This is a genomic window from Paenibacillus sp. Marseille-Q4541 (genome assembly GCF_018310695.1).
Lineage (GTDB): Bacteria > Bacillota > Bacilli > Paenibacillales > Paenibacillaceae > Paenibacillus.
The window spans coordinates 73,813-96,505 of the sequence record NZ_JAGXCY010000001.1; the positions used below are offsets into that span (position 1 = coordinate 73,813).

The following is a 22,693-nucleotide window of genomic DNA, read 5'->3' on the forward strand; positions in this document are numbered from 1 at the left end:
GTGTCCATGAATTGATTCGATGTGAAACGACTAGTCTATAAAATGATCGAAACCGTAAATCATTCCTGTGTATTCCATTACTTTTTGAACACCAATTTTGACGCCTGGCATATAACCAGCACGCTCATAGGAATCATGTCTAATTTTCAAGGTCTGTCCATAATCCCCAAAAATAACTTCTTGCTGTGCAAATACACCTGGAAGCCTTACGCTATGAATACGGAAACCGTTGTAATAACCACCGCGTGATCCCTCAATAGTCTCTTCTTCATTTGGATTCCCTTGGCGAAGTTCTTTACGATTCTCTGCAATCATTTCTGCTGTTTTTACCGCTGTTCCGGAAGGTGCATCCAGCTTTTGGTCCCCATGGTATTCAATAATTTCAAGGTTAGGCATATATTTCGCAGCTTGAGCAGCAAATTTCATCATTAGGATGGCACCAATAGAAAAGTTCGGAGCAATTAACCCGCCGATTCCCTGACTTTGGCACTGCTTGTCCAGCTCCTTAATTTGCTCGGGGGTAAATCCCGTCGTTCCCATTACAGGTCTAACCCCGTGTGAGATGGCAAGGGAGGTATGCTCATAAGCATACTGTGGTGTTGTGAAATCAACCATAACATCAGCTTCCGTCTCACTAAGAGCCTTTTCAAGCTGATCCTGTACAATGATCCCACACGGTTCAAGTCCAACGAATTGACCAGCATCAGTACCTGCTCCTGAACGGTTTACAGCAGCAACAAGTTCCAATTCCTCATCCTGAAGGACAAGTTTAACAACCTCGCGCCCCATGCGCCCCCCTGCACCTACGACAATAACTTTAATTTTCTCAGCCAAAACGAACACTCCTTAGATAACTAGGTTGATGGTTTCTGGAAATCTGATTTCATCCGTTTATTGAAATCTTGTAACAGATCAGTTAGCTGTTCATTTTGCGGCTCCATGGCAATCGCTTCCTTTAATACAGCAATAGCCAGTATATATTCCTTCATCTCGGCATAAGCAACAGCGAGCCACACATACGCTTCCGTATGAAGCGGATCAAGTGTTATTGCCTGTTTCAGTTGTTCCAGTGCTTTTTCTCGGTTCATGTTCGTATCAGGACCTTCTGACTCCATGAGTACGCGAGACATCGCTGTCAATTTCTTAGACTGGAGACTGTTAATGTGGATAAGGTATTCGGTATGTCCGGGTGCCATTTCAGCCGCTCTTTTGGCATGAACAAAAGCCTGATCCATCTTTCCGTTTCGTGCATACGTAATTGAGCACCGATAATGAATTTCTGGATTATCCGGTTCTTCTGCTATCGCAGTTTCAAACCAGTAAACGGCCAGTTCAAAGTCATTATGCAAAATGGCTTTATACGCTTCTTGAATATAATAGTCAGAATTCACGGTAGCTAGCACCTCCCATAAAATCGGTCAGTACAGCATATGTAGGGATGGCCTAATCGGTGTCCTTTTTCGTCCAACGATCTTTATCCCGTGTATTAAATTTGTGCATAACTTTGTCATGAGCTTCAGTTAGATCAATTCCGAGTGAATTCGCGAAACATATCGTTATAAATAAAATGTCTCCTAGTTCAAGCTCAATGGAATTGTCTGCTTCCGTCGTTTTTTTCGGTTTCTCCCCATACTCGTGATTTACTTCACGCGCAAGTTCTCCGACTTCTTCAGACATTCGTGCCAGCATTGATAGCGGGCTAAAATAACCTTCTTTAAACTGGGAAATATAGTTATCTACTTCCTTTTGCATTTCTAATAAACTTTTTTCCATGTGAGCATACTCCTTACTAACCATTTGTCTATAACTCACTTCTTCCATATGTTAACGTATTGAGAAAGTGAAAACAAATGATTTTTTAAACGTCCATGAAAAAGGCATACTAAGTCTGAACGTCTAGCCCAAATATCGATTCTAGTGAGGGATTCCATTCAAATGAGTAAATTTACGGAGCAACTTAAAATCATTTTACCGATTATTCTCGGCACAGCAATTTTTGCATTCGGCCTGCTGTATTTTATTATACCGAATCAACTAATGGAAGGTGGAGTTACCGGGATTACGGTTCTCTTAAATTATGCTTTTGGCATTTCTCCTTCTCTCTCCACGCTAATTATTAATATTCCACTGTTTCTATTAGGTTGGAAAGTATTAGGCGGAAGACAAATTTTATACACAGGCGTCGGCATTGCCTGTTTGACATTATTTCTCGGTTTATTCGAGCAGTTAATTGAAGCTGGCTTTATCATCCCTTTTCGAACTGAACATGATTTTTTACTAGCCGCTTTGTATGCAGGGGTTACGATTGGTCTTGGTCTTGGTATCGTTTTTCGTGCGGGAGGCACAACGGGTGGCTCTGACATTATCGCAAGAATCCTTTCAAGAAAAACAGGGATTAGCATTGGACGAGTTATGCTCGCCATAGATATTGTTATTATCGGATCCTCCCTTATCTACATACCTCTTGAAAAAATACTGTATACGCTCATTTCCGTATTCATTGGATCTAAAGTTATTGATTTCATTCAGGAAGGCGCTTATTCGGCCAAAGCATTCACTATTATTAGTGATCATGCTCCAGAGATAGCAGACATCATAACAGTGAAGATGGAACGCGGAGTTACGCTGATTCCAGCGGTAGGGGCATACTCTAAGCAAGCAAAACATGTGGCCTACTGTGTTGTTTCAAGGCAAGAGATGAGAGAGCTTCACCAGATTGTGAAAACGGCCGATCCGAGAGCTTTTGTAATTATCAATGATGTACATGATGTACATGGAGAAGGTTTCAAAGAAGAATAGCCCGGATTATCCGGGCCATTTTTGCGCTTTTATAATTTAAAAAAAGATTGATTGATCCCTCGATATTTGCGATAACCGACATAGGCAAGGACAGCCACAATCGCGGAGCCAATGAACAAATTTGCTGCCCATGGCTCAGGCCCTCCAGCAAAAGGAACAAACGCAGTCTCATCCTTTTCCTTACCAAACAAGGCATTGGCAAATTCGTCCCCCTGTTTCAGCGCATCAAGAATGTCTTGCGGCTCAGATCCATTACGTAATGTAAGTCCTTTTAGATAAGACATCCAGGAATCAAATCTTTCAATTTCATAAGGCTGTCTGCGGATAATCGCCGCAGGGCGAATGGTTTCATAGTGACTTTCCAGTTCAGCATATTTCGCGACCATGGCCGTTCCTTCTTCATTAGAAGCTTCCTCTTCAATTGATAATAAATCTTCTTTTATTATCTTGTAGTACTGAAGCCATAATGCCTTATCAGGATGAGCTAAACTATCAACGGCCAGTCTGAGCTTGGCAGAAGCATGTTGTAAGGAGTCCGATGCCGCTTGCACACTTGCGGAAGCTTCTTTTACTTCCACAATCGTCTCTGTCAAAGCATGCATTCCTTCTACTGTAGTTAATCCATCAAATGAAAATTTTTCTACTTGTCTCGTTAACTCCCCCACATCTTCACGTACGGCAGAAAGGTTGTAGTCCAGCGCATTTCGATATAAGGAGGTTGCTACCTGACTAAGTTGTTCAACGCTGCTGGAAGTGCTTGAATCCGCTACTCCAGCCGTTTCAGCATATGCGGTGTCCTGTAGTAGGACGTTACTCATAAATGTACAACATATCATGCCAACTATTATTAAGGAAGAACGTTTTTTTCGCAAAAACAAGGACATCCCCTCCTACTGTATCGTATGAAGAGAGATGTCCACCTAGAACTAGATCCGTTTCGCCTGTTTTAATGCTGCCCATCCCGCTAAAAAACTAAGGATGGTTAATGTAAATGTAAAGATCCGAACTCCACCCACATAATCGTAAAGTACACTTGGAAGCCAAGGATATATCTCAAAAGAATAGTCCATCGTATCGTTCAATAATGTCCATCCAGCAGCAAGTATCAAGCTAATGGCTCCAAATCCGAAAAAGCGAACATATAAAAGGGCTTCAATGGCCATAGCCAAATGGGAAGCAATCAGCATAAAATCCTGCCATGCCACATCTCCTCCAAAAGACCACCCAGCTACAATCATACTTACCGCCCATACTCCATACTTGACGGAAGTAACAACTGCAAGACCCTGAATCACATGTCCAACCCTTTGAAGCCAACGTTTGGAAGGTGGATATAACAAAAATAAAAGAGACAACGTGAAGAATAGACTTGCCGTAGGACTATCAGGTACAAAAACGAGTAGACCTGCCGGATGATGCTCAAGTGTGTATGCTAGCTGATTTCCATACCATATGTATCCATATACTGTGCCGAGCACATTACACCAAAATAAGAGCCATAAAAAGCTGCGATTCATTAACACAGATCGGCTCCAGAAGAAAGAAAGGGATAACACGTAGATCCTCCTTGACTATTTAATTTTATGACTCTGCGGAGTAACTGATATATCTCTAAAAAAGCCTGACTGCTAATGAAAGCAGTCAGGCCATTTCGTAGTACCCGTATTCTAATATTACTCTGCCGATTTCTGGGAAGCAAGCCAGTCCGCAAGAGTATCAATATCTTTATCTGTAAGACCTTGTGCTATATTAGCATCATATTGAGCTCCCATATTTCCCACACCGTCATGGATGATACCCAAAATTTCTTCCTTACTGTGAGTATCACCTATACCTCGAAGCGAAGGTCCGGCTTGGCCTTTCATATCAGCAGCATGGCATGTTATACAGGTTGCTTTTTTGTAAATCTCAGCACCTGCCCCGTCCGGGTCAACAATAGCAACCTCTTCCGTAGTAGGAGCCATTGATGTAGGAAGTCCTGCATTATGCTTCTCAAGCGCTTCTTCCTCACGTGCAATGTGTTCAGGAACTTGACCGGTTTCTGCCAGCTGATGCTGATAATGCGTCCACGCAACATTCGTCAAATAAAAGACGGAGACAATGGACAGCAGCATAAGCGTAGAAGCAATAGGTCTCTTGTAGAATCGACGTTCTTTGCCCGTGTCCAGAAAAGGCGCAAGAAGCAAAGCACCAAAGGCTACACCTGAAACACCGAGTGTACCAAGAACAACATAATCCCCAGAAGCATAAGGATACTTCAGATATTGGTATAGAAACAAAAAGTACCAGTCCGGCATCGGAATAACCGATGCACCTGGATCAGCCGGATATCCAAGAGGTGCAGGTTCAGAAATCGTGAGTACCAGAAACCCAACAAGAACAACAACCCCTACCATCCATTCCTTCAGAAGAAAGTTAGGTATGAATGCCTCTGATTTCCCTGGATAGGATGTATAGTCAGGTGGTGTAATGAATCCCATTCCCTTACGAACCCTGGAATCACCAACAAAAACAACTTTTTCGTCTGATTTTTTCCCGTGTGCCATAGGTTTTTTCCTCCCTTCTATTATAGTGGTCCGGAGATACCTTGTCGGCGGATCATAATAAAATGGCCCACAAGTAAAATAAGCAGAACAGCAGGAAGGAAGAACACGTGAAGGGCAAAGAATCTTGTTAATGTCTCGGCTCCGACAATCGTACCGCCTTGTAAAAGTTCTTTAATAATAGGTCCTAAATAAGGAACTGTATTCGCAATCTCTAGTGTTACTTTGGTCGCGAAGTACGCTTTGTTATCCCAAGGAAGCAAATAACCTGTTAATCCTAGTCCAAGCATAACGAAAAAGATTAACATCCCTACGACCCAGTTCATCTCACGTGGGGCTTTATAGGATCCTGTGAAAAATACCCGCATCGTATGTAAAAACATCATTACTATTACCAAACTTGCTCCCCAGTGGTGCATGCCCCGTACGATCTGACCGAAGGCCACCTGGGTTTGCAGAAACTCTACGCTTGCATAAGCATTAATAATATCCGGTACGTAATACATGGTTAGAAACATTCCCGATAGAATCTGAATTACCGTGATGAAGAACGTAAGTCCGCCAAAGCAATACACAAATGCTGAAAAGTGATGGGCAGGATTTACATGTTCGGGAACTTCATGGTCAGCAACGTCACGCCAAATGGGAGTGATATCCAGGCGTTCGTCGACCCAGTTGTAAATATTTTTAAACATCTACTCACGCCTTCCCTATTGGACTCTCTGATTCGGAACGATTTCTCCAAGATAAATCCATCCCTCTTCTTCCTTCACGGTGTACTCATCAAGTGGCTTGGAAGCTACTGCCAATTGTTTACCTTCTTGGGTATAGTGCGCACCATGGCAAGGGCAGAAATATTGATTTGGCAACTCAGGGTTGGTGTTGTAACCAACGGTACATCCAAGATGCTTACATATTGGTGACAAAGCATATATTACGCCGTCTTCCCCTTTGCGAACCCACGCAATAAGTGAAGAGTTGTCAAGATACCAGCCATCTTGCTGTTTCAGTTCGAAGTGAAATTCTTGTGGTTCCGATGTCACTTTACTGACTTCAACAACCTTTACAAAAGCGCCTTCATCTTTCTTTTGCAGTATTGGATCTACACCAAATCGAACCATAGGCAAAACGACACCTGCAGCCATATATGCCGTAGCACCACCCAAAGTGTACGTTAGAAACTGTCTGCGTGACATCTCTTTACGATTGGGTGGCTTAGGCAAATTATGCTCACTGTCATTATGATTGCTCATCCTCTTCCGACCCCCTTTTTCATCCAATTATTTCATTCATCTCTTAAAAAATTCCACAAATTACTAGGACATACATTATCATATATTAGCCTACAAGGACCGTCAAGAATTTGTCACACATTTTCAAAAAGGGAATGGAAGCGTTATAATGAAAATGTTGGTAATTTGTCACAATTCCGTTTGAAATGGATTATAACCACATTTGATAGACTTGACTGTGTATATATTCTCTGAATTCGCTTGCATTTTCCCTAGTAAGTTCTCCTCTTTCTGAAGACAAAAATGGCAAAGAAAATACAAGGTCTGCCTGTGGAATTTGAGTATTAGCCAGTGGTTCATCAGCTGTCATGACGATGACATATTTAAATCCACCCGTTTTGATACGAGAACATAGATCATTAATTGCATTTTCGTTTTGTGACTGACTGTAATGAAAAGCAGGATAAGTTACGATTCTACCTTTGAAAGGGATCTCAACGTAATCTAGTAAATCTCTAAGTCTCTCTAAAGCACTTACCGTATCATAGGGTGATTCTTGCCCGGTGAGACCTGTAAAAGGAATAAGGCAGGTATCTAGATACGGCTGCAAATCTCCCCAATCTTCTGATGTAATCTCGCTGAATTTCAATATTATGCCTCCTCTGCATATGTTATTTCTATTATAATGTTTGCTCCCTATACTGGAAAGAGTTTCTATACAACAATAAAAACCCTTCTCTACAAAAAGAGAAAAGGGTTTAACTTTTTTGGTGCAAAGAAAAAGATCCGAAAGTTTAATTAATTAATCTCAGTTCATCCGTCAGGCTGCGGAAAGCCACTTCATCCCCCGATGCCAGTGCCTTGTCAATTTCATCATACAATTGCTCACTCCGATGTTTGCGTAATGCCGCGTCCCAAACCATTTCTGCAGCCAGTCCTAACATGACCTCGTAAGTAACTTTCATTTTATCCATAGGATGCACCTCCAACCAATTGTTATTATTTCAGGCTAAGCTAAGGTTTTTACACGGGTTAGCGTGAAGTATATTGAACCGCATTGCAGGTTACTGTTAATTTTTTGCCCCAAGGTGTCATTCTTACAACCTGTCCCTTCTCGGGATGTTCTCCGATACGAACCATTCCCAGATGCATCATCATTTGAAGTATGCGCTGTTTTAGAACCGCTTCATTCGTATCATAGTAGAAGGGATGGATCATTTCGCCCATACTCTCTAGCAGGGAAGATACAGTAACCCATTCTTGAGCACATTCCCCAATCCAGTACACGATGGAAGAAAGACTCGGAATTGCCCCTTTATAGAGTCTTAACCAATAGCGAAAAATCTGTATCAACTCTTCTTCTGATGATTTTTCAAAAGAAAGGGTGCCTTCATCAGTAACGGTAAGCATTCCACCACTCTCTGAAAGGTAACGCTGATGAATCGCATAATCATAAAGAAGAGCCAAACGATCAGGATATTCTTTATAACTGCGTCCATATCCAAAACGCCATCCCGCTTTACCTACTAGCTGTTCTTTCACATGAAGAAATTCCATCAGCTGTTGCTGCGTCCTCTTGTACATAAATCCTTCCTGATTTAGAGGGATTTCATACTGATCTGTAAATTCCAGTAACAATCTGATATCCTCAGCGATGAGATGATGCTCTTCACGATATACAGGAGGTTCAGGAACAACCTCTACAAGCTCGGTAAATTTCGACTGTATAACTCCCATAAATTTCGTTTTCAAATCCTTGGGAACACGGTACAAATACCTTGTTTGTTGTGTTGAACCATTAAACAACCAGCCTCGTTTCGTAAACTGCACCACAATATCGCGAAAATAGGAAGCAGGACGTTCTCCCTTGGGTTCGATGGCTTGCTTAGCGAGGGCGGTAAGTTCTTCTATGCTGTAATTGGACCTTCCATCAAAAAGTAACGCATTCAGAAAGCTCAACTGCCCCTCTGGAAGATCTCGAATCTGTTCTTCAACAAATGAAGAACTTCCTAGAGTAATCAAAATGTTCTGAATCAATTCATGTTTTGAATGGGTATTACTGTTGCATTCATAATGGTTTGCAATGCGGTTCAGCTGACCAATGTCAGCATACGTAAGAAGATCCGCTAAATTCATTGTTCCATCGCCTCGCCGTTTTACTACCATTATGGGAATTATTACAACATTTATTCCTTTACAGCAAAAAAAATAACCCGAAACTAAATTCGGATTATTTTATAGTAGATTAATCTGTTCAATTAAGAAAAAGTCCTTCGACACTCAAAATAAGGGTAGCCAGGTTCTTGCAGCGTATATTTCCCAACCTGTTGTTGTGGTAGTCCCTGGAGATAAAAGAACCCCTGTAATGCCAAACTTGCATTACAGGGGTTCTTTTAGAAACAGCACTTAGCTGTTTGTTTTGTCACTTATTGATTCCAATAAATGCTTAGTGCAGTTGTAGAGCAATGGATTCCAGTTCTCTTCTTCATTTTCCAGAATAGTAAGAGACAAATTACCAATACGTTCAGTATAACGATCTTCATATAGTGCTCTGTACAATTGTGCTAGAAGGGCGCCATGTGAAACGACCAGAATATGATGATGCGGATATTGCTGTGCCAAATCATTAATAAAAGCAAGGGCTCTTAAGCGCATTTCTGGTTCCTTTTCCTGCCCCAAATCTAATGAATTCCAATCTACTCCCCATTTGGCTTCTCGCTCTTCCTGGGTCAGACCTTCAGCCTGCCCAAAGGATCTCTCCTGAAGACGTTCATCAGGTGGAAGCAAAGGGACATGAATAATACCGCTAATAATCTCTCCTGTTTCCTGAGCACGCGACAACCCACTGGTAATAATATAGTCCCATTGATAAGGTTCCGTCAGAAGACGCTCCCCAAGAAGCTTGGCCTGCCTTCTACCTTCCTCATTGAGAGGAATGTCACTGCGACCCTGAATTCGTCCAGCCACATTCCAATCCGTAAGCCCGTGACGTATTAAACCAATTCTCATACCTTTTCTACCCCCTTCTCTTTTTGTTATTTTGTGATGTGATGCATTCTGCGTAAAGAGAATAGAGCCATCCCTAAAGCCAGCAAGGATATTAACATCCAGTATTCCGGATAAGCTGGCATCCCTGCCACAAAGGGTTCTATAATACCTGAAGTCCCTTTAGCGTCATGAGTAAATAACGATAGTGCTGGTGTACTCTTTGCCACACCTGTAGGAACAATGCCAGCTACATCCATCGTGCTCCCGTCACCATCAGAACTTGCTTTTAGGATGATCAAGACGATACTGCATAATAACAAAGCAAGACAAGCGGAAATCCAGATAGAAAAGCGATGAGCTGTAGCTTTCGTCCATTTATAGGATTTCATATCATTTCTTTGAATATGCGGATTGTCTTTATATATCTTGTCCATCACCTTAGAGTGCATAGAATTTAGCTGCTTCTCGGGGACAGATTCACAAGTCTCAGGAACAAGATCGTACAGTTCCTCCCATTGTCTGTATTCCAAAGCGCATTCAGGACATTCTTTTATATGTTTATTCAGTTCAAGTCGTACCGGGTGATTTGCGGACAAATCCCAAACTGCTGCCATATACTCCTGGGCTTCGCTGCAATTCATCGATTCTTCATCCCTTCATATTCCTCATAAATCGGTTCAAAGAAATAAGAATGCAATTGATTCTTCACGCTCATGCGTGCACGGAATAATAATGATTTGACGGAACTTACAGTTTGACCTAAAATATCTGAAATTTCCTGATAATCCATCTGATCATACTCTCTCAGAATAATGGCTGTTCGTTGCTTATCAGGTAAATTATTTATCGCTTCGCGCACTTTAATGACACGTTCACTTCTTAGCATCGCTTGTTCAGGGGCGGTATCCAAAGAAGCAATAGGAATTACGCCACTTTCTTCAAGTGGTACATCACTTCCCCGATGTTTTCGAAGCTCGCTAAGAACTGTATTTCTAGCAATAGTATACACCCAGGTGGAGAAAGATGCATCAATCTCACGGAATGAGGCCAAACTCCGATAGGCCTTATAAAAAGTTTCCGAGACCAGATCCTCTGACATATGCTCGAGTCCCGAACTTCGTAGCATGTGATAAACAAAAGCGTACATTTTACGTTCATAACGTCGCATGAGCTCAGAATATAGCTCAATGTTTCCTTCTTTGATTTCCTTAATCAACTCTGAATCATCCATTAGGTCTAAGCTCCTCCTTGCTGTTCCTCAGCACCCTTTTCTACGAAAACATCTTGTTCCAACGCTTAGTAGAGTGGGAATCCGAACTTAACTCTAAAAAAATTACAAAGGTGTAATATTTTAATTTGGTATTTTGATGAATAAATGTTCTTGCCTTTTATGTGAAAATCCTTATGTAGTAACACTTTCCTATTCAAATTTTTAAATTCAAGGAACATTATACCATACAATCCACCAAAGATTCCCTTTAAAATAGTGAAATATTTGTTACTTCTTTCTCCACACTACTTTAAGACTAAGTCAAATAGCCTGACTAGGCTCAAGATAATCACAATAAATACGATGGAACAGCTACCAAATAAACATAATTAATTCGTTATTGTGCTAGTTATAATAAAATTTGGAATATATGCAACTTCTAATAACAATAAATAGTTTGTTATATATAATTCATTTAACAGGAGGTTCTAAGTGAAAAAGCGAGGATTTTCATTTGTAGGAGTCATTTTGGCGACCGGATTACTTACTTTTATTGGTATAAATGATATACACCATTCTTATTGTGATGAACCCTTTGATCCTGTTCACTCCATAGTAAGCACTAAGGGCGACACAATGTATTATGATCTTTCCCTGCCTGAGAATGACAACGAACCAGGTTCTACTGCAAGATGGATTCGATCCATCCATAATGACGCACGACGGAAAGCAAAAGAGGATAACAACCTCAACAATCTTCATCTTATCCTCCGGAAAAATGGAGAGGTCATCTATAATGGAACAACGAATAATATTACAAACATCCCTTCTTATGCAACGGATAGACCCAGCTCACTCCATTCTCAAAAAGTATTACAAAAAGTTGAGCGCGCATTTACTTCACACCACATAAAAACCCATTCTATCCGAATTAAGAATTGTACTCTGGGTGGCAATCTTGTAGTCGTCAAGTTATATACGGACTTATCTGAGGTCAACTCGCTTTTATCCGATATCGAATCTTTATTTACTTCTCTCAATAAATTAGAAAAGACCGACATTTCGCAATATGAGCTAACATTCCTTGATTCCAGGTCTCAATCCTTGCTTTTTTTATCCGCGGATTTAGTGTATCGGGATTTTTTCTGGTGGCAGGCACCTGAACTTAATGACGTCTGGACCGGATCCCCACAAAGGAAATCATCATTTGATTCATCACAAAAAATAGGAGGATGATAATAATGAAAACTAATCGATCCGGAGACATTACCGGTTACGAGATCCGTTCTACTGCCACTGGCGTACTTTTTATGGCGATATTCGGTATGTTGTGGGCCTACACTGGCACTATGGGTCTACAAGGTTGGGGAGAGGTCACACTATTACTTCTAACTGCTGCTATCGGGATTACTTTAGTCATTGGCGGAATATCCCTTATCCGGTCTTCACGCCTCATACAACAACAAGTTCCTGCTCTAAATGGAAAAAGTAAAAAAAAGACCATGCGCTTATTCAACTTCATTTTCGTAGGAGAAGGAATCGCTATTGGTATCGCAATTTCAATATGTAACATTACCCATCATATTGAGCTCATCCCACTGATCATTGCTATCATCGTCGGAATTCACTTTTTTCCGCTCGCTTCTCTATTCAGGATAAACATTTATTATTATTCAGGTGTGCTTCTCTGTTTGATCGCCATCCTTACCTGGTTGTTTATACCAGAAACGATTCATATTGCAGGACATCCGATTATGGCATTTATGAGCGTAGTTGGGTTTGGTTCAGCAATCATCCTATGGATCACTAGCCTTTTTATATTGCGTATGGGCAAAACGCTACTCACTTTGGCGAGTTAACGAATACGTAAAAATTAATCATCTTAAAAAAGAGGCCGCGAATATTCGCGGCCCTTGTTTATTTTCAGAACAACCCGTTATGAATAAGAGAAGGACTTCTTTTATCATAACGGGTTGTGAATCTGTCTTATTCATTTTTATTAGCAAATATATAAACAGTCATTGCTATTAAAGAAACGCAGAACATTATTTGAATTTTCTCAAAGATGGAGGATGCACTGAAAACAAATATGGAAAGGAACTCAATATCATTATTCACTCCCCCAAAAACAGCATGGTTAATAAGTAATATACTTAGTAACACACTAGTAGTTAACACTACAAAAGATATTTTCTTGAGAATATTCTCGCCCTCTCTTACTATAAAGAGTATGGAAAGTAAAAGACAAATAAACAAAAGGAATAGTAGCATTATCATACCTTCTCTTTTATGTATGATCATGATGTCTGATGTTCCCTATTTCACTAGTATCTAGAACAAAACAAACATTACACTTTATCGAAAATTAATAACAGTTAATTAATGGAAACCAATAAGGTTTTTCCGAAAAGTCACGTTCACTGATAAAATAAGCCTTTCTCTTCAAAAAAAAGAGGCCGCGAATATTCGCGGCCCGTTGTTCATTTTCAGAACAACCAGTTATTGGATAGGAGTGGAGAGAAACCATACTGTACTTTTATTATATGTATACGTTTTCATTTTGTCAACCATATTTATACATTAATTTATTATCTTGCTTTTTTATTTAAATAAAGCGGTTTTATTAATGAATAAAGAGAGGGCTTTCCCCTCTCTTATTAACTTCGTACCGTATATTCCAAATTGGTGAGGAGTTCAATCGCTCTCTCCATCTCTTCTTCCTGCCGGAAAGATAATCTCAGGATGCCAGGTACATCTTCTCTGCTCTCAATAATCTGCATATTACTAAGATTGATCCGAGCGGTACCCAGTTCAGTTGCAATCCGGCCAATAATCCCCGGTGTATCGGGAACGTCAATATATATATCAAATAAAGCATTAATAACGCCTTTTCTACGTTCAGGCAATTGATCACGGAAAGAACCTGCTTCGCGGAAAGCCGTTTCGATTGCTTCTCCGTCACGTTTCTCTAATACCTGTGTAAATTGCTGTACCTGCTCGTTCCAGTCGCTAAGCAGACGCAGGAGCACTTCACGATTACTTAGCAATATATCACGCCATACCACTGGATCACTGGAGGCAATTCTTGTGATATCACGGAACCCCCCTGCTGCAAGTAGCTGGTACAAAGGTTCAGTACGGTTATAGCTGCTGATTTGATTTACCAGAGCAACCGCAATGATATGAGGAAGATGGCTAATTGCGCCCACAATATCATCATGATGTTCGGGTTCTACCCGTATGACCTGAGCCCTTGTATAAGACAACAAGTTTTTCAGCTTCTCAAACACCTCATCAGATACATTAGATTGCGGCGTTAGTACATAATAGGCGTTTTCAAACAGTAAGGGAGACGCAGCCTCAACTCCAGATCGTTCTGAACCCGCCATTGGGTGTCCCCCGATAAAATGTACATCCCGAAAATCTAAAGTCTCCGCTGCAGCTGTAATCGAAGCTTTTGTACTGCCCACATCCGTAATGATACAACCCTTTTTCAGTGGTAGCTTATTTAATACTTGAAGATAATGATTCAGCATGCCTACCGGTACACTTAAAAAAATAAAATCAGCATCCAGTGCCGCTTCTTCAATAGACAAAGTTGCTTGATCGAGTACTCCGCTTTGCACATATCTTTCTTTTAATTCAGGCTCATGTGCGTAACCTACTACTGTAATTCCCGGCTTCCCTTTAAAACAAAGGGCGAGGGACCCTCCAATGAGCCCCACGCCAAAGATCGCTATTTTGCGAATACTGCCTTCTGAATTCATGAACAAAATATTATACTTCCGAGCGCTCAGGATTCAGCGCATGTTCCAACGCTTTCACGAACGCTTCATTCTGTTCAGGTGTCCCCACGGAAACCCGAATGTAGTCAGGATACACTTGGAATCCAGGACGAATAATAATACCTTGTCGCAGTAATGCATCAAACATTTCGGCAGCCGGTTTGCCTATATGCACAAGTACAAAGTTACCCTGTGAAGGGAAATAGTGAAGACCTAGACGGTCGAATTCAGCTTGAAGATAGGTAATGCCTTCACGATTCTTATCACGGCAAGCTTTTACAAAATCTTGATCCCGAAGAGCCGCACGTGCAGCAATTTGACCAAATCTCGTTGTATTAAAAGGTTCTCTAACCTGATTAATCAGTGAGATCACCTCTGGTTGCCCTACCCCGTAACCAATACGCAAAGAAGCAAGTCCGTAAATTTTAGAGAACGTCCGCAAGATTACAAGGTTGTTGTATTGTTGCAGCATTGGAACGGTTTCTGGGTATGACTCATCCGTAACATATTCATAATACGCTTCATCAAGAACAACCATAACGTCTGAAGGAACACGGTCCATAAAGGATACGAGCTCATCATGAGTTATAATGGTACCCGTCGGATTATTAGGGTTACATACCCAAATAATCTTTGTTCTAGCTGTAACTTTGGACAACATGCCTTCCAGATCATGCGTACCGTTAACGAGAGGAACCTCGATACTTACAGCTCCTTCGATATCCGCATTACTCTTATACACAGAGAAGGTTTGATCTGCCATGATTGTCTCGTCACCGTGAATGAGAAAGGCTCTAGCAATCAAAGCAATGACTTCGTCTGAACCTGCACCAAAAATAATTTGGTCTTTTTGCACACCAAGATGTGCTGCCAAATCAGCAGTCAGTTCTCCTGCAGAACCATCCGGATATAAACTCAGATGAGCCAGTTCCTTCTGTATAACGTCATGGACAAGCTTGGAACTCCCGTAAGGATTCTCATTGGAAGCAAGCTTGATTACTTCACTGAGTCCCAGTTCTCTTTTCACTTCTTCAATGGGCTTTCCTGGTTTGTATACGGGTAAATGAACAATTTGAGATTTAGGTTTCATAGACAAGCCCCTCCTTCTGGTAAAATATATATAAAAACTATACTTTCAATTGTGCCACAAATTGACGAATTTGCAAAAGTCCTTGTTCCTTCGTATCTGGATTGGATAACAGAGGAATTGTATTTTCAATCTCTCGAACAATCGCACTGCCTACGACAACACCATCGCAAATCTTAGAGAAACGCTCTACTTGTTCACGGCTGGATATACCAAATCCAATGGCAACAGGAAGGTTTGTGTACGATTTGACGGAAGCAATAAATTCATCAATTTCTTGATGGAACGAAGCTCTCTCGCCTGTTACACCCAGTGAAGATACGCAGTAGACAAACCCTCTCGCATTAGAAACGATATTTTCAATCCTAGTTTTGGACGTTGGAGCAACCAGTGGTATGAGATGGATGTTAGCACGATCTGCATACTCACGAATCTGTGCAGACTCTTCGATAGGCAGATCCGGAATAATCATCCCGCTAATATCATGATCTACTAACAAGTCAAAGAAAGTATCTAGACCGGTCTGAAGCACAGGATTATAGTAGGTGAATAGTACAAATGGTAGCTTCACTCCCGCAGCGCGAGCACGTTTGGCCGTCTCCATACAAGTACGAATCGTGATGTGCTGTTTCAGTGCTCGTTCCGAGGCACGCTGGATCACAGGTCCGTCGGCAAGTGGGTCGGAATAAGGCACGCCTAGTTCGATGACATCAGCCCCCGCCTTTTCCAGTTCACGAATAATTTCAATACTTGTATCAAGATCGGGATCCCCTACGGTTAAAAAAGGAATAAGCGCTTTTTTACCTTTTGCTTGTAAGGATTGAAATGTCTCATCCATCAGATTTAAACGGATACTCATGCGAGATCACCTCCCGTATATTTCATAATGGATTCTACATCTTTGTCGCCCCGGCCCGACAGACAGATAACAATCAACTGATCTTTATCCATCGTTGGAGCCATTTTCACTACATGAGCAACCGCATGCGCGGATTCAAGTGCAGGAATAATCCCTTCCGTTCTGCTAAGTAGCTGTAATGCGTCCAGAGCTTCTTGATCTGTAATAGGTACATACTTGGCACGTTTAATGTCCTTCAGATAGGAATGCTCCGGTCCCACACCTGGATAATCTAGTCCAGCTGAGATGGAATGTGCTTCACGTACCTGTCCAAATTCATCTTGGAGCAAATAACTCATCGAACCTTGGAATACCCCTTGTGTTCCTTTGCTCATCGTAGCAGCATGGAATTCGGTATCTACCCCTTTACCTGCTGCTTCACAGCCGATCAGTTCAACACCCTCATCTTCCACAAAAGGATAGAACATACCGATGGCATTACTTCCGCCGCCTACTGGCGCAACAATAGAATCCGGAAGTCTGCCTTCACTCTCCAAAATCTGACGACGGGTCTCATCACCGATGACACGCTGAAAGTTACGGACCATGAGCGGATACGGGTGAGGTCCAACCGCAGAACCTAATATATAGAACGTATCTTCCACATTACTCACCCAGTATCTCAAGGCCTCGTTGCCCGCATCTTTCAGCGTACGAGAACCCGATATAACCGGAATAACTTCCGCTCCGAGCAATTTCATACGGAACACGTTCAGTTGCTGCCGTTTAGTATCCTCTTCCCCCATAAATACCTTACACTCAAGGCCAAGCAGTGCGGCAACGGTCGCAGTAGCTACACCATGCTGACCCGCTCCAGTCTCAGCAATGACTTTATTTTTACCCATTCGTTTTGCAAGCAGCCCTTGCGCCAGTGCATTATTAATTTTATGGGCACCTGTATGGTTCAAATCTTCCCGTTTCAAATAAATTTTCGGTCCGCCAAGCTGATGACTCAGGCGTTCAGCGTAATAGAGCGGCGTTTCTCTACCCGAATATTGCTTCAAAAGATAGCGAAGTTCCTCGTTAAATTCATCATCTTCCGAAAAACGTTTAAATTCCTCTTCCAGTTCAATCAGGGCATTCATTGGTGTCTCAGGTACATAGCGTCCTCCAAAAGGACCAAAACGACCATATGCATCCGGTAATAGTGTCATGCCTTCTTCACCCTTTCCACAAAAGCTGTCATTTTATTTATGTCTTTGATTCCATTTGTCTCAACACCGCTGGATACATCTACTCCATCTGGTGAATATGAATTAACAAGTTCATTAACATTATCAGGCTGTAAACCTCCGGCAACAAATAAAGGAATGTTCATTTTTCGTGCCCAAATCTGATAGGGTAAACTCCTGTCCCAAGCAAATGTTTTGCCTGAACCCCCACCATATAAAGGGTCAAACGTATCTATAAGAATTGCGTCCACTGCCCCCTGGTAGGGTGCTAAGGTCGCTTCTATATCTTCCTCTAATTCATTCGGATTACTATTTAGTGAAAATACCTTGAACACTTCTACACCCAATCTTGCTTTGAGTTCACGGCAAAATTCTGGAGATTCTCCTCCATGAAGCTGAATTACATCCAGAGAAACTTGTTCAAGAATCCCTTCTACCTCTTCCAGCTTAGGATTTACAAATACCCCGACTGATTTCGGTAACGGTCGAACTTCCCACTCAGAAAATAGGTTTACTAAGTCAGCAGCTTGTGCTGCCGTTACCTGACGCTTTGATCTTGCAAAAACAAATCCAATAAAATCGACAGTTAAGTGCTTCATAGATTTTAGCACTTCAACGTCCTGAAGTCCACATATTTTTACGAGAGGCTTATGCTCTACTTTGCTTTCAGACATCGTTTCACTTCCCCGCTCCCATCAGTTCGAGCACCGCTTCACCCACATTTTCATTTCGCATAAATTGCTCGCCAACCAGAATTCCTTTGGCCCCGGTCGTTTTCAAATACTCCACATCAGCTTTCGTACGAATGCCGCTTTCACTAATAAGCGTGATATGTGAAGGCACCTGTGCTGACAATAGAGCAGTTGTACTAAGATTCGTTTCAAAGGTTTTAAGATTGCGATTATTAATACCAATGAGTGTGGCCGTACTTAGCTCAAGCACCTGATTAAGTTCTTGCTCATCGTGCACTTCTACGAGTACATCAAGTCCTAAATCTTTCGCATACCGATGGAACCTTCCCATTTGATCTTGTGTCAAAATACTTGCTATCAGTAAGATCGCATCAGCACCAATCAAGCGGGCTTCGGCAATCTGAAGCTCACTAATAATAAAATCTTTACGAAGCAAGGGAACAGTCACTTCGTTTCTTATTTGTGTCAAATAGGCCGCCTGCCCCTGAAAATAGGATTCGTCTGTCAGAACGGATATACAATCAGTTCCTGCCTCCTCATAGGCTTTTGCAATAAGTACTGGATTAAAATCAGGACGGATCAGCCCTTTTGATGGGGAAGCCTTTTTCACTTCTGCAATCAATCCCATCCCGCGAGAATGGGTTCTAGATAGAGCATTTTCAAACCCTTTCGTTTCAGGCATCCCTGCAATTTGACTCTCAGCTGCAGCGATATTAAAACTCTGTTTCAACTTATTTACTTCATCTATTTTTGTGGCGACAATGCGATCAAGATACGTGCTCATGTTCATACTCCCCCGTTTTTTGAATAAGTTGTGTCAGCTTTTCATATGCTTTGCCGGAATCAATCGCACCTTTAGCCATATGAACTCCTTCGGCCAAACTTCCCGCAAGGCCTGTTACATAGATGGAAGCACCGCTGTTAGCAAGGACAATATCACGATAAGGGCTCATTTCTCCAGACAATACATTTTTGATAATTTCAGCATTATCCGTTGCACTACCTCCGAGAACGCTAGTTAGCGGGTGTACTCGAAGCCCCAGATCATTCGGATGAATATCGTAGGTGTGAATTGTACCATCCTTTAGTTCAGAAACTTTGGTTCTATCCGAAATACTAATCTCATCCAGTCCATCATAACTTGCGACGACCAGCGCTCTTTTTAGCCCAAGTCTTCCTAGCACCTCAGCAATGATCTCCGTTTTGGTTATATCGTAAAGTCCCAACACCTGACGATCTGCTCCAGCCGGATTCGTTAGCGGACCCAGCATATTGAATACCGTACGGAATCCCAGTTCTTTGCGCGGTCCTGCTGCATACTTCATAGATGGATGGTACAGCTGAGCAAATAAGAAACATATATTAATTTCATCAAGGCATGCTTTGGCTTGGTCTTTGTTCAGATGAATATTTACACCTAAAGCTTCCAGCACATCTGCACTTCCCGCTTTGCTGCTTGCGGAGCGATTCCCGTGTTTCGCTACGCGAACGAATACGGAGGAGGCAATGATAGCCGATGCCGTTGAAATATTAAATTTGCTAATACCTGATCCTCCCGTTCCGCATGTATCCAGCAGATTTTGCTGATCTGTTATCAACTTGTCTGCTGAACTTCGCATCGCCTCAGCAAAACCTGTAATCTCGTTAACTGTCTCGCCTTTTAAGCGAAGTGCTGTTAATAAGCCACCGATCTGGGACGGCGTTGCCTCTCCATTCATAATACTGGACATTACAAGTCTTGCTTCTTCCTGCGATAGATCATGCCCTCTTAATATTTGGCTAAGGCCATGCTGAACGGCTGTTATACTACTTAACATACTCATGTTTACTCCTCCTCCTTATCCTCTTAGATTAGACATACAAATGTAGTCTTGGTTTGCAAACTCAGGTACTGATGGCTGTCTCGGAAACATCGCTTCAGCATATCGGATCGCCGTTAGCAATGCTTTCGCTTTGTTTACTGTTTCTTCATACTCTTTCTCAGGTACCGAATCCCATACGATTCCTGCACCTGCCTGCACATATGCTTTTCCTTTTTTGAAAATAATGGTGCGGATCGTAATACATGTATCCATATTGCCTGTAAAACCTAGATATCCAATAGCTCCTGCGTATGCTCCTCTAGCTTCTCGTTCTAATTCAGCAATAATTTCCATTGCTCTTAGCTTTGGAGCCCCTGATACCGTTCCAGCCGGCAGACAAGATAAAAATGCATCAAAGAAATCACGATCTTCTCTCAGCTTGCCTGATACGTTTGAAACCATATGCATCACGTGCGAGTATTTCTCAATTTCCATATAGGAGTCACATTTAACACTGCCAAATTCACTGACCTTACCAATATCGTTTCGCCCAAGATCCACCAACATCAGATGTTCTGCCCGCTCCTTCTCGTCAGTAAGTAAATCCTGTGCGAGTTCCTCATCCTGCTCTTCCGTGAGCCCGCGGGGTCTTGTTCCCGCAATAGGTCTCGTCTGCACGCGGCCGCCATCCACTTTTACCAGCGGTTCAGGTGATGTTCCGACGATAATCTCTTCCTCCATTTTTAAATAATACATATAAGGGGAAGGATTCAGAGTCCGCAGTACCCGGTACACTTGAAGCGGAGACACTTCGGTCTCGATATGAAAACGCTGGGATAATACAACCTGAAAAATATCCCCTGCCCGAATATATTCTTTGGCCTGCTCCGCGTTCGATAGAAACTTTTCTTTCGTAAGGTTAGAGTGTACTGTGCCAAGCTCGACTCCGCTCGGAATGGATAAACGATTGGCATTCTCCGTAGGACCTTCTTCAGCGAGCTGGCCTGCAAGTTGTTCCAGTCGATCCGTTACCTTTCGATAAGTTTCAAGAATATCCTCATCTAGATCACCGGGATTTACATGTACATTTCCTACGAGCAAGAGCTGCTGTTTCACATGATCAAAGACGATAATTTCATCACAAAACATGAACTGAATATCTTCCATCTGCAGATCATCCACTGCATGTTTCGAGAGCTTTTCATAATATTGAAGTAAATCGTATCCAAAGAATCCGATGGCACCTCCTGTAAAGGGAGGTAAGTCTTTAATTTTCGGGCTCCGGTACTGTCTGAGCAGTGCCTTCAGTTCTTCAATCGGTTTTCCTTTCATTTGCGTTTTTTGACCTTTGTGAGTGAGAGTCATCACGCCATTTTTTCCTGATATGGATAAAAAAGGGGCGGTGCCAATAAACGAATATCTAGCCCACTGACTACCTCCTTCAACACTTTCCAGTAAAAATGCATATTCCTCATTAGCAAACCGACTAAACAGACGAATCGGTGTCTCCATATCTGCCAAAATCCGTTTCACTACCGGAATTAGATTATATTCTCCTGCCAGTTTCAATACTTCCTGGGCTTCTCTATTCATCATGAAACACTCCTTATAAATAAAATGGCAGAGTGTAGATGGATGGAAGTAGAGTGCGTATATGCAAAAAAACCTCTACGAGACCGTAGAGGTTCATGAAAACAATAATATAAGCATGTGTAAATAGCATGATCCGATCATGGCTGTGATCTATCTGTGTACTATGAAACAGCCTAACCCAAAGATACGTTATCTAAGGATCATTCTTGTCTCCCTTATGCACAAGCATCCACATTTCTATAAATATGGCACATGCCGTGTATTCGTACAAGATACTCTTATTCCATGTTCATCTCTTAACATTGCCCCATACACTTGTGTATGAAGTCGGTGGCAGTTCCTCATTCTTTATGCTACCCATGTACGCTTCGCACATAAGCCATAAATCATAGGAACTAATCTCAGCTCTGCTATACTCTGCTCAACTATGTTTCGTCTAAACTCTTCTCATCTCTGCTACCACTCACTATACATTACTTCAACAGGTTTTGGCAAGGAGCCAATTCTACCTATGTATCAGACTAATCTGCAAGGTCTGGTCGTAAAGCCTTTGCCCCATTCAGATATACGTGAACCATTTCTTTCTGGCTTTTGTCTGTATTCACATGGATCATAAAACGAATACATTTCTCCAGTGCTCCCTTGACAGGTACTTCCTGTGAACACATTAGAGGAACAAGTTCCCATCCTTGCAGTTCCCGAATAGACTTAGCTGGAAATGCAGCATCCAGATCTTGAGTAAGTGTTATCCATACACTACATATCGTTTCAGGATCAAGTGCATTCTTTTGAACAATTTCTTTCAAAAGTTTAGTCGTTTCGTTCACAATATCTGCTTCTGTATTGCTTACAACCGTAGTTGCCCCGCGAATTCCTCTAGTATACATCTTAT

Annotated in this window: 26 protein-coding genes; 3 read left to right on the plus strand and 23 right to left on the minus strand. The window is 41.8% G+C overall.

Annotated features, from left to right (window positions below):
* Positions 1-30: 30 nt before the first annotated feature.
* From dapB to KFT32_RS00335, 3 genes are read right to left on the minus strand one after another with little or no spacing between them, the layout of a single operon-like run.
* A complete protein-coding gene (gene dapB / locus KFT32_RS00325; protein WP_211744981.1) occupies positions 31-834 on the minus strand; it encodes a 4-hydroxy-tetrahydrodipicolinate reductase in 804 nt (267 codons plus the stop codon).
* Positions 835-854: 20 nt separating this feature from the next.
* The gene (locus tag KFT32_RS27535) at positions 855-1,391 is read right to left on the minus strand and encodes a tetratricopeptide repeat protein (protein WP_211744982.1); all 537 of its coding nucleotides are present in this window, start codon (positions 1,389-1,391) and stop codon (positions 855-857) included.
* 52 nt (positions 1,392-1,443) lie between these two features.
* Positions 1,444-1,773 carry a nucleotide pyrophosphohydrolase gene (locus KFT32_RS00335; RefSeq protein ID WP_211744983.1) on the minus strand — a complete coding sequence of 110 codons (330 nt, stop codon included), beginning with the start codon at positions 1,771-1,773 and terminating at the stop codon, positions 1,444-1,446.
* 162 nt (positions 1,774-1,935) lie between these two features.
* Here KFT32_RS00335 and KFT32_RS00340 point away from each other — a divergent pair, with 162 nt between their 5' ends.
* Entirely contained in the window at positions 1,936-2,799 is an 864-nt protein-coding gene (locus KFT32_RS00340) for a YitT family protein (protein ID WP_249344796.1), read from the plus strand.
* Positions 2,800-2,828: 29 nt separating this feature from the next.
* On the opposite strand, the gene KFT32_RS00345 is transcribed toward KFT32_RS00340, so the two are convergent.
* The 11 genes from KFT32_RS00345 to KFT32_RS00395 all read right to left on the minus strand — a co-directional run bounded on the left by KFT32_RS00345 (position 2,829) and on the right by KFT32_RS00395 (position 10,793).
* Positions 2,829-3,677 carry a sporulation protein YpjB gene (locus KFT32_RS00345; protein ID WP_211744984.1) on the minus strand — a complete coding sequence of 283 codons (849 nt, stop codon included), beginning with the start codon at positions 3,675-3,677 and terminating at the stop codon, positions 2,829-2,831.
* Between the two features lie 48 nt (positions 3,678-3,725).
* Positions 3,726-4,316, minus strand: a complete 591-nt coding sequence (locus KFT32_RS00350; protein ID WP_211745556.1) for a DUF1405 domain-containing protein — start codon at positions 4,314-4,316, stop codon at positions 3,726-3,728.
* 156 nt (positions 4,317-4,472) lie between these two features.
* Positions 4,473-5,345, minus strand: coding sequence for a menaquinol-cytochrome c reductase cytochrome b/c subunit (locus tag KFT32_RS00355; RefSeq protein WP_211744985.1), 873 nt, complete (start codon positions 5,343-5,345; stop codon positions 4,473-4,475).
* 20 nt (positions 5,346-5,365) lie between these two features.
* On the minus strand, positions 5,366-6,037 hold the full coding sequence (qcrB, locus tag KFT32_RS00360; protein ID WP_191799267.1) for a menaquinol-cytochrome c reductase cytochrome b subunit: 672 nt from the start codon (positions 6,035-6,037) through the stop codon (positions 5,366-5,368).
* A 15-nt stretch (positions 6,038-6,052) separates the two neighbouring features.
* The gene (locus KFT32_RS00365) at positions 6,053-6,595 is read right to left on the minus strand and encodes a Rieske (2Fe-2S) protein (RefSeq protein ID WP_211744986.1); all 543 of its coding nucleotides are present in this window, start codon (positions 6,593-6,595) and stop codon (positions 6,053-6,055) included.
* 190 nt (positions 6,596-6,785) lie between these two features.
* Positions 6,786-7,223: a DUF2487 family protein gene (locus KFT32_RS00370; protein WP_211744987.1), complete on the minus strand. Its 438-nt coding sequence runs from the start codon at positions 7,221-7,223 to the stop codon at positions 6,786-6,788.
* A 145-nt stretch (positions 7,224-7,368) separates the two neighbouring features.
* Positions 7,369-7,548 (minus strand): IDEAL domain-containing protein, encoded by a 180-nt coding sequence (locus KFT32_RS00375; RefSeq protein WP_211744988.1) that lies wholly within the window; start codon positions 7,546-7,548, stop codon positions 7,369-7,371.
* 58 nt (positions 7,549-7,606) lie between these two features.
* Positions 7,607-8,710: a hypothetical protein gene (locus KFT32_RS00380; RefSeq protein ID WP_211744989.1), complete on the minus strand. Its 1,104-nt coding sequence runs from the start codon at positions 8,708-8,710 to the stop codon at positions 7,607-7,609.
* 270 nt (positions 8,711-8,980) lie between these two features.
* Positions 8,981-9,583: a histidine phosphatase family protein gene (locus KFT32_RS00385; RefSeq protein ID WP_211744991.1), complete on the minus strand. Its 603-nt coding sequence runs from the start codon at positions 9,581-9,583 to the stop codon at positions 8,981-8,983.
* 26 nt (positions 9,584-9,609) lie between these two features.
* Positions 9,610-10,203 (minus strand): anti-sigma factor family protein, encoded by a 594-nt coding sequence (locus tag KFT32_RS00390; RefSeq protein WP_211744993.1) that lies wholly within the window; start codon positions 10,201-10,203, stop codon positions 9,610-9,612.
* Complete coding sequence (locus tag KFT32_RS00395; protein ID WP_211744995.1) at positions 10,200-10,793, minus strand: RNA polymerase sigma factor; 594 nt, start codon at positions 10,791-10,793, stop codon at positions 10,200-10,202. Before KFT32_RS00395 ends, KFT32_RS00390 begins: the two co-directional genes overlap by 4 nt.
* Positions 10,794-11,264: 471 nt before the next feature.
* On the opposite strand from KFT32_RS00395, the gene KFT32_RS00400 reads away from it, so the two are divergent.
* Both KFT32_RS00400 and KFT32_RS00405 read left to right on the plus strand, forming a co-directional pair.
* The gene (locus KFT32_RS00400) at positions 11,265-12,008 is read left to right on the plus strand and encodes a hypothetical protein (RefSeq protein ID WP_211744997.1); all 744 of its coding nucleotides are present in this window, start codon (positions 11,265-11,267) and stop codon (positions 12,006-12,008) included.
* A gap of 5 nt (positions 12,009-12,013) precedes the next feature.
* Positions 12,014-12,631 (plus strand): hypothetical protein, encoded by a 618-nt coding sequence (locus KFT32_RS00405; RefSeq protein WP_211744999.1) that lies wholly within the window; start codon positions 12,014-12,016, stop codon positions 12,629-12,631.
* A gap of 798 nt (positions 12,632-13,429) precedes the next feature.
* On the opposite strand, the gene KFT32_RS00410 is transcribed toward KFT32_RS00405, so the two are convergent.
* The 9 genes from KFT32_RS00410 to aroH all read right to left on the minus strand — a co-directional run bounded on the left by KFT32_RS00410 (position 13,430) and on the right by aroH (position 22,688).
* Positions 13,430-14,539 carry a prephenate dehydrogenase gene (locus KFT32_RS00410; RefSeq protein ID WP_211745557.1) on the minus strand — a complete coding sequence of 370 codons (1,110 nt, stop codon included), beginning with the start codon at positions 14,537-14,539 and terminating at the stop codon, positions 13,430-13,432.
* A 10-nt stretch (positions 14,540-14,549) separates the two neighbouring features.
* Entirely contained in the window at positions 14,550-15,647 is a 1,098-nt protein-coding gene (hisC, locus tag KFT32_RS00415) for a histidinol-phosphate transaminase (protein ID WP_211745001.1), read from the minus strand.
* A gap of 37 nt (positions 15,648-15,684) precedes the next feature.
* On the minus strand, positions 15,685-16,503 hold the full coding sequence (trpA, locus tag KFT32_RS00420) for a tryptophan synthase subunit alpha (protein ID WP_211745003.1): 819 nt from the start codon (positions 16,501-16,503) through the stop codon (positions 15,685-15,687).
* Positions 16,500-17,696 (minus strand): tryptophan synthase subunit beta, encoded by a 1,197-nt coding sequence (trpB, locus tag KFT32_RS00425; RefSeq protein ID WP_211745005.1) that lies wholly within the window; start codon positions 17,694-17,696, stop codon positions 16,500-16,502. Before trpB ends, trpA begins: the two co-directional genes overlap by 4 nt.
* The gene (locus KFT32_RS00430; RefSeq protein WP_211745007.1) at positions 17,693-18,388 is read right to left on the minus strand and encodes a phosphoribosylanthranilate isomerase; all 696 of its coding nucleotides are present in this window, start codon (positions 18,386-18,388) and stop codon (positions 17,693-17,695) included. The genes trpB and KFT32_RS00430 overlap by 4 nt, the downstream gene beginning before the upstream one ends.
* A gap of 4 nt (positions 18,389-18,392) precedes the next feature.
* Positions 18,393-19,190: an indole-3-glycerol phosphate synthase TrpC gene (gene trpC / locus KFT32_RS00435; RefSeq protein WP_211745009.1), complete on the minus strand. Its 798-nt coding sequence runs from the start codon at positions 19,188-19,190 to the stop codon at positions 18,393-18,395.
* On the minus strand, positions 19,174-20,223 hold the full coding sequence (gene trpD, locus KFT32_RS00440; protein WP_211745558.1) for an anthranilate phosphoribosyltransferase: 1,050 nt from the start codon (positions 20,221-20,223) through the stop codon (positions 19,174-19,176). The genes trpC and trpD overlap by 17 nt, the downstream gene beginning before the upstream one ends.
* Before the next feature lie 21 nt (positions 20,224-20,244).
* Entirely contained in the window at positions 20,245-21,804 is a 1,560-nt protein-coding gene (gene trpE / locus KFT32_RS00445) for an anthranilate synthase component I (RefSeq protein WP_211745010.1), read from the minus strand.
* 518 nt (positions 21,805-22,322) lie between these two features.
* The gene (gene aroH, locus KFT32_RS00450; protein ID WP_211745012.1) at positions 22,323-22,688 is read right to left on the minus strand and encodes a chorismate mutase; all 366 of its coding nucleotides are present in this window, start codon (positions 22,686-22,688) and stop codon (positions 22,323-22,325) included.
* Between the last annotated feature and the right edge of the window lie 5 nt (positions 22,689-22,693).